Consider the following 6,011-nt stretch of genomic DNA (forward strand, 5'->3'; position numbering starts at 1 on the left):
CTGATGCGGGGGGCGGGGCTGGTGCTGCGCGCGGGCGGACGCCTGGTGTTGTACGGGCCCTACTTCGTGGAGGGCACGGTGCCCGCGCCGAGCAACGTCGCCTTCGATGAATCGCTCCGGGCCCGCGACCCGTCCTGGGGCGTGCGCGAGCTGGGCGCGGTCACCGCCGAGGCGCTGCGACACGGGCTCACCCGGGAGCGCGTGGTGGAGATGCCGAGCAACAACCTCACGGTCGTGTTCAGCCGGTAGCGGGCTCCCACCGGGACGGCCTGCCGCGCCGTCCCGGTGACGTGCTCGCGGGCTACATGCCGGGGCAGTGGCCGCCCTTCATCTGGCGGGCCGTCTCGTGGACCTCGTCGATGAGCTGGCGCTTCTGCATGTCGTTCATGGCGGAGTAGGTGACGGTGATGCCGTCCTGCGTGTCCTGCGCCACCGCGCGGGAGGGCACGCTCGGCGCCCCGGCGGTGTCCTGGGGGCCGCCACCGCCCGTTCCGCTTTCATCGAGGCCGTCCTGCTCCTCCAGCGCGCTGTCGCCCAGGTCCTCTTCCTGCGCCAGGTCCATGGGCGTCTGCGAGCGCGTGCGCTGGGCCTGTTCGTCCAGCATCCGGCGGCTGCGCGTCTGGAGGTCCGCGACCTGCGAGGGATCCGACGTGGTGAAGATGAGCGCCACCCCGTCCGACGTGTCCTCCGTGCGGACCTGGGCTCCTGGCACGGACATGGGGCAGCGCTGATCCACGGACGCCTGCGCGGGTGTGGGAGTCGCTTGTGGCGACTCGGACTTGTGCATCTCTTGTTTGGAGCAGCCCGCGGAGAAGCACAGCGCCGCGGACGCGGCGAGGGCCAGCGAGAATCTGGGCATGGACATGGGCACGGTGCGCCTCCTCTGTCGTGAGAGTCCTTCCCGCGGAACGTGTAGACGTAGGGTCGGCCTTCGCAACACCCCCTGGCGCGGGGGGCGCCTGGAGGCCCCACCTTGAAGGCAGGGGCCTCCATCGCGAAGTCGACAGCGCGGTGCCCGGGAACATCCTCGCGCGGGAGTTCGTCTCTCTCCTGTCGGGGGTGCGCCTGCCCTTGGGCTCACCACACGGCTTCGAGCTGGAGCATCACACCATGCTTCTCGTAGATGCCATTCGTGTAGTCATACACATGGCAGAGGTGCTCCGCCCCCTCGCACGCGGCGGCGTCCTCGTCGGTGAGTCGCATGTCGATGTTGGAGCGGTTCACCAGCAGCTCGTAGCGCGCGGTGAGTCGGAAGTGCTTCGACAGCCTCGCGCTCAGCGAGGGTCCCAGCGCGAAGCGCACGTCCTCGCGGCGGCGTGCGTTCCAGGTCTCGGTGATGCCGTCGGTCGTCTCGACGCGCAGCGAGCTGTCTTCGAGGTAGCGGCGCCACTCCACCTCCGCTTCCACGGTGGCGGTGAGCCAGGGCAGGGGCTGCCACCTCCCGGAGCCTCCGACAGCGTGGCTCATGAAGCCGAAGGGAATGACATACGCCTGCGATGCGACAGAGGCATCGGTGGAGGTGATGGCTTGCACCAGCGTGCCGATGCGGTCCTGCCGGTAGCGGTACCACGCCGTGACGCTCCCCGCGCGCAGCCGCACTTCCTGGGACAGCGTGGCCTCCAGGCGTGGCCCGGTGAGGTAGGCGAACTCCTCTCCGAGCCCGTCCTTGCCGGAGAAGCCCAGGTCCAGCCGGGTGCTGGTGCGTTCGGTCGCGTCCCACGCGAGCCATGCGCCCGCGTTCACCGCCGCCTGAAGGCCTCGGAAGTCCTCCAGGCCGGTGAAGAACAGGTCCCCGCCCGCGAGCAGGCCCCCGCGCACGCGGCGCGCGGCCTCCCATTCCACCGCCGCCGTCACCCGGTGGAGCTGGAGCGAGTAGTCCCGCAGCGAGGTCTGGGAGTAGGCCCGCTGGGTGCCTCCGTAGGAGAGGGCCGCGAAGAGTCCGTCCGACAGGCGGAAGCGCGCGGTGAGGCCCACGCTGGCTTCGGCGAAGGCGCTCGCGGTGTCCTGGTCCGTGCTCGCTCCGGACACGTCTCGCGCGGCGATGCCCACCTGGAGCACGTTGCTGTCGAAGCCCGGGCCCACGCTCGCGGATGCCCAGAGGCCGGGGCCGGTCGAACGCAGTCCGGAGGACAGCAGGTCCAGGTACTGGTGCGCGGTCCTCCGGTCCAGCGGGGACAGGGACCGCGTGAGCGCCGACGTGAGGTCCTCGCGGGCCTCGGCGCGGGCTCCCAGCCGGTAGGCCGCGGCGCCCGCCATGAGGCGCGCGCGTCCGGAGTCGGGCGTCAGCGTCGTGGCGCGCAGGAAGTGGGCGCGGGCCTCGTCGAAGCGACCGGCGTCGAAGGCCGCGAGCCCCTGGCGGTAGGCTTCGTCTCCGTCGCTTCCGGTGGGGGCCGGCGTGAGGAGCGCGCGCAGCTCCTCCACCAGGGGGGCCTCTTCGGCGGAGGCCCCGGCCGCGGCGCGCTCCGCCCACTGCGCGGCACGTTCGGGGAAGCCCGCGTCGTATGCGGCGAAGCCCGCGTTGACCCAGGCCACCCTCGCGAGGGGCGCGTCGGCGCGGACCTGGGCGAAGGCCTGCTCGGCCTCCACGAAGCGGCCCAGGGCGTAGAGACAGGCGCCCCGGTTGAAGTTCCAGCCGTCAGGTTCGGGAGCGTCCGGCGCGAGGCCCGCGGCGTCGAGCGCCTCCAGGGCTTCGGCGGGTCGGCCGCTGCGGAAGCGCGCCAGGCCCACGAGGTAGAGCGCGGCGCCGGACGGTGAGGCCGCGTGGGCCTGGAGCGCCTGCTGCTCGGCCTCCGCATAGTGGCCGGCCGCGAAGGATTGGCGTGCGTCCTCCAGGGGCTCACCGGCCGCGAGCGCCACCAGGAGCAGGAGGCCCGTCCACATGCTCACGGACGTACCTCATTCCGTGAGGAGTGGCGCGGGAACCGTGCTCCACGCACGCAGACGCGGCTTCGCCCATCCGGTCCGAGCCCCGGTGCCATGGGGAGGCACCGCCCGCTGGGACTCCTCGGAGACAGGGGCACCGCCGCCGCCGGGAGCGCGTTGACGCGCCCCGAGGCCGCGGGCCGCGTCGGTCTCACGGGGCCTGTCACGGCGCTCATCGCCGGGGTTGCTGGTTGGGCGGCTGCGACGGGGGCGGTTGCTGGTTGGGGGGCGGTCGCGCGCCGTCGGTCCTCGGGGACGGCGAGCGCATGTGGCCGTCATCCCCCGGAGGTCGCTGCCCATTGGGACGGCCCGGTCCAGGGGCCTCCTTCGGGCCTCGCGTCCCCGGGCCCGGAGGCGGACGGATGGCATCCCCTCGCGGCGGAGGCGCGGGACGCTCCGCCTTCATGCGGCCCAGGATGGTGTCCACCTTCTCTCCCGGCGCGATGACATCCACCGTGTGCGAGCTGCGCACGTGCGCCTGCTGCGCGCCGGCCGGGGGCGGAGGAACGGGGGCTTCGGGAGGCCGCGCGGCCTCCGTCGGCGCGGGGGCCGGGGTCGCCTGCGCGCGCGCGGTCCCACTCCCCACCAGGAGGAGGAGCAGGAGCGCCGGCGTCAGCCGTGTGAGCCAGGTGTTCATCCGCCCGTGACCTCCAGCACCACATCATGCTCGATGCGCTGGTCGCCCGCGCGCGCCAGGGCCGTCACCAGATAGCGCCCCGGCCGCTGTCCACGCACCGCGATGGGAATCACGTTACTGCCCGCGCTCAGCGCCTGCGTCCACTGGAAGGAGCGCAGCGGCAACTCCTCGCCGTCCGCCCAGAAGGACAACCCCTCCGGCAGGCTCACCTGGAAGTCCGCCTGCTCCACGGCCACGTCCGCCGTGAAGTCCAGCTTGATGACCGCGACCTTGCTCACCGGCACCTGGGTACCCGGCCGTTCGAGCACGCGCGCCTCCCGCGTCTCCGGAACGGTGGCGCCGGGCATGCCACGCACCGCGCCCAGCACCAGGAAGGTGGCCACCCCCGCCGCGATGCCCACCGCGGGCCAGAGCACGGGCGCGTGCCGCCGCCAGAAGGAACGCACCGCATCCCACCCTGGCGCCGGTGTCGGTGGGCCGGCCTCCACCAGCCGACGGTGGAGCGTGGCCTGGAAGTCGGGCCCGGGCGCGTCGTCTCGCAGCGCCGCCAGACGCTTGCGCAACGCGCGGTCCTCGCTCTCCTCGGGCTCACTCATTTCCCACTCCTTGTGACGTGCGACGGAATCTCCCGCCCGGATGTTCCCGCCGACGGTTCATCTGCCGGGCCGTCGGGCCCCTGGCCCCCCGCCAGCAGGGCTTTGAGGTGTGCCCGGCCGCGCGACAGGCGCGACTTCACCGTGCCCACCGGGACGCCCTCGATGTCGGCCACCTCTTCATAGCTGTGCCCTTCCACGTCGAAGAGCACCACCGCCGTGCGGAACTCCTCCGGCAGCGCGCGCAGGGCCCGCCACAGCCGGTCCCGTTCCTGGGCGCGCATCAGCCCTTCGTCCGCGGACTCCGCGCCCGACGGCGCCAGGATGTGTTCCTGCTCCAGCGGCTCCTCCCGGGCGCGCTCCCGGCCGGCACGGCTGCGGGTGGTGTCATAGAAGGCGTTGCGCACCACCGAATAGAGCCACGTCTGGAACGCGGACTGGAAGCGGTACGAGCGCAGGCTCCGGTACACCTTCACCAGCGCTTCCTGCGCCAGGTCGTCCACGTCCGCGTCCGACGCGGCGAAGGCCCGCGCGAAGCGGCGCACCCGCGGCAGGTGGGACGCGACGAGCAACTCGAAGGCCGGCACGTTGCCGTCCTGGGCTTCGAGGATGAGTGCGCGCAGTTCGCCGTCCACGGTCGGCGGCACTCTATCCGGCCCCGGGTCGCGCTCAAAAAGCCGCGAGAAATCACCCGCCGGGAACACGGCGGAAATTCATTTCGTCTCAGGGAGGCAACGGACAGCGGCCGGGCACCGGATGGCAAAGGGAGCACGCACTCATGACGCACTGGAGCAGGGGCAGTCAGTGGCTTGGAGCAGTCGCGCTGGTGGTGGGGACCATGACGGTCGGCTGCGGTTCGGACACCGCGAGCACGGACGCCACGTCGGACGTGTCCCAGACCGTGGAGGCCACGTCGGATTCGAGCGACGCGGTGGAGGTGTCCAGCCTGCTGCATGGCCTGGACAAGCTGCGTCCCCAGGCCGTGGAAGGCTTTCACTGTGACGCGAGCCCCGACGTCACCACCGTGGACGTGTGTGGCAAGAGCCTGCCCGCCACGGTGCATCTGGAATGGACGGACTGCGCGGCCCCCACGCGTCCCGGCGGACCTGGCGGTCCCGGCGGCGGTGGCGGCCACGGTGGTCCCGGTGGCCCGCCGCCTCCTCCTCCCCTGGATGGCGGAGCGCCTCCGGTGCGCGGTCAGTCGTTCGGAGCCGGGGACGCGGGCGGGCCTGGCGGGCCCGGCGGTCGGGGCCCGGGCGGGCCGTCCAGCGGCACGGTGGACATCGTGAATGCCTATGAAGCCGCCGAGGACTGCACGGGCGCGGTGACGCAAAGCCAGACAGTGACCTTCGAGGTCTCCCGCACGAACACCGACGGCGAGGTCTCCACCGTGAAGGGCACCACGTCCTCCACCGCGGAGCTGGTGGACGGCGCGCCGCCGCGGCAGAAGAGCACGCAGGCGGACGTGACGCGCACGCACACGGATGCATCCGGCGCGGTGGTGAAGTCGGTGCGCCTGACGGGCGAGCTGTCCGTCGCGTTCTCCACCGACACGCCGCCGGTGCGCACCATCGACGGCGCCTACACGGAGACCCTGCTGGATGGCTCGCAGGGCACCGTCACGCTGGCGGGCATCGTCCGGCCGTCGCGCGACGTGTGCCCCTGGCCCACGGGCGGCACGCTCACGCGCACCACCGCGGACGGAGCGAGCCACGTGCTCAGCTTCGGCCCGGAGTGCGGTGACGGCACGCTCGACGGCGCCACGGTGAGCCTGCCCGAGCGCGGTGAGCGCGGCGGCGGTCGCCACTAATTGTTTCATGGGGCTCGCGGCCCGGGGGGCACCCACCCCTCCCCCTCCT

At 72.6% G+C, this 6,011-nt stretch carries 7 protein-coding genes; 2 read left to right on the forward strand and 5 right to left on the reverse strand.

What is annotated here, in order from left to right:
- Window positions 1–249: DUF938 domain-containing protein (locus tag D7V93_RS35985; RefSeq protein ID WP_120647662.1), on the forward strand; the 249-nt coding region annotated here is incomplete at its 5' end.
- A gap of 52 nt (window positions 250–301) precedes the next feature.
- Here D7V93_RS35985 and D7V93_RS35990 read toward each other — a convergent pair.
- The 5 genes from D7V93_RS35990 to D7V93_RS36010 all read right to left on the reverse strand — a co-directional run bounded on the left by D7V93_RS35990 (window position 302) and on the right by D7V93_RS36010 (window position 4,787).
- Window positions 302–865, reverse strand: a complete 564-nt coding sequence (locus tag D7V93_RS35990; RefSeq protein WP_120647663.1) for a hypothetical protein — start codon at window positions 863–865, stop codon at window positions 302–304.
- A gap of 212 nt (window positions 866–1,077) precedes the next feature.
- Window positions 1,078–2,880, reverse strand: coding sequence for a tetratricopeptide repeat protein (locus tag D7V93_RS35995; protein WP_120647664.1), 1,803 nt, complete (start codon window positions 2,878–2,880; stop codon window positions 1,078–1,080).
- Window positions 2,881–3,094: 214 nt separating this feature from the next.
- Window positions 3,095–3,559: a hypothetical protein gene (locus tag D7V93_RS36000; protein ID WP_120647665.1), complete on the reverse strand. Its 465-nt coding sequence runs from the start codon at window positions 3,557–3,559 to the stop codon at window positions 3,095–3,097.
- Window positions 3,556–4,155 (reverse strand): PH domain-containing protein, encoded by a 600-nt coding sequence (locus tag D7V93_RS36005; RefSeq protein ID WP_120647666.1) that lies wholly within the window; start codon window positions 4,153–4,155, stop codon window positions 3,556–3,558. The genes D7V93_RS36000 and D7V93_RS36005 overlap by 4 nt, the downstream gene beginning before the upstream one ends.
- A complete protein-coding gene (locus D7V93_RS36010; RefSeq protein WP_158623939.1) occupies window positions 4,152–4,787 on the reverse strand; it encodes an RNA polymerase sigma factor in 636 nt (211 codons plus the stop codon). The genes D7V93_RS36005 and D7V93_RS36010 overlap by 4 nt, the downstream gene beginning before the upstream one ends.
- Before the next feature lie 203 nt (window positions 4,788–4,990).
- On the opposite strand from D7V93_RS36010, the gene D7V93_RS47520 reads away from it, so the two are divergent.
- Window positions 4,991–5,962, forward strand: a complete 972-nt coding sequence (locus D7V93_RS47520) for a hypothetical protein (protein ID WP_147451522.1) — start codon at window positions 4,991–4,993, stop codon at window positions 5,960–5,962.
- The last annotated feature ends 49 nt before the right edge of the window (window positions 5,963–6,011 follow it).

Source organism: Corallococcus llansteffanensis (assembly GCF_003612055.1).
Lineage (GTDB): Bacteria > Myxococcota > Myxococcia > Myxococcales > Myxococcaceae > Corallococcus > Corallococcus llansteffanensis.